Below are 1,502 nucleotides of genomic sequence, written 5' to 3' on the forward strand. Positions count from 1 at the left end.
CACCACGCCTGCGGTGACCACGATCACCGACTCGGCGGACACCACTGGCCTGACCTTGTCGGCGTCTACCGAAGTGACAGAAGGCGGTCAGATCACCTACACCGCCACGCTGACCAACCCAGCGCAGACACCGGTCACCGTCACCCTGAGCAACGGCGCGGTCATCACCATTGCGGCTGGCCAAACTACCGGCACTGTGGCCGTCGATACCCCGGCCAATGACGTCTACAACAACGGCAGCACCGTCAGCACCACTATCACCGGTGCAACCGGCGGTAACTTCGAAAACCTGGTACCGAGCACTACACCTGCGGTCACCACGATCACCGATTCGGCTGATACCACTGGCTTGACCTTGTCGGCTTCCACTGAAGTGACCGAAGGCGGTCAGATTACTTATACCGCCACGCTGACCAATCCAGCGCAGATACCGGTCACCGTGACCTTGAGCAATGGCTCGGTCATCACCATCGCGGCTGGTCAAACCACTGGCTCGGTGGCTGTCGACACCCCAGCCAACGACGTTTACAACAACGGCAGTACTGTCAGCACCACTATCACCGGTGCAACCGGCGGTAACTTCGAAAACCTGGTGCCGAGCACCACGCCTGCGGTCACCACGATCACCGATTCGTCGGACACTACCGGCCTGACGCTCAGCGCCAGCGAAACCATTACCGAAGGCGGCCAGATCACTTACACCGCCACGCTGACCAACCCAGCGCAGACGCCAGTCACCGTCACCTTGAGCAACGGCGCGATCATCACTATCGCTGCCGGCCAAACTACCGGCACTGTGGCCGTCGATACACCAGCGAACGACGTCTACAACAACGGCAGCACTGTCAGCACCACCATCACCGGCGCAACCGGCGGTAATTTCGAGAATCTGGTACCGAGCACTACACCTGCGGTGACCACGATCACCGATTCGTCGGACACCACTGGCCTGACCCTGTCTGCTTCTACCGAAGTGACCGAAGGCGGCCAGATTACTTACACCGCGACGCTGACCAACCCGGCGCAAACGCCGGTGACCGTGACCTTGAGCAACGGCGCGGTCATCACCATCGCTGCGGGTCAAACCACTGGCTCGGTGGCTGTCGACACACCAGCCAACGACGTTTACAACAACGGCAGCACCGTCAGCACCACCATTACCGGTGCGACCGGCGGCAACTTCGAAAATCTGGTGCCGAGCACCACGCCTGCGGTCACCACAATCACTGATTCGGCGGACACTACCGGCCTGACGCTGAGCGCCAGCGAAACCATCACCGAAGGTGGCCAGATCACCTACACCGCGACGCTGACCAATCCAGCGCAAACACCAGTGACCGTCACCTTGAGCAACGGCGCGGTCATCACCATCGCGGCTGGTCAAACCACTGGCTCGGTGGCCGTCGATACCCCAGCGAACGACGTCTACAACAACGGCAGCACTGTCAGCACTACGATCACCGGCGCAACCGGCGGTAATTTCGAGAATCTGGTACCGAGCA

General features: G+C 60.8%; 1 protein-coding gene. It reads left to right on the top strand.

All coding sequences use genetic code 11. The features are described 5' to 3' along the window. A partial coding sequence (locus LCU97_RS26445; RefSeq protein ID WP_332875352.1) for an immunoglobulin-like domain-containing protein occupies window positions 1-1,502 on the top strand: 1,502 nt, incomplete at both ends.

Origin of the sequence: Pseudomonas uvaldensis, from assembly GCF_021271205.1 — a bacterium.
Lineage (GTDB): Bacteria > Pseudomonadota > Gammaproteobacteria > Pseudomonadales > Pseudomonadaceae > Aquipseudomonas > Aquipseudomonas uvaldensis.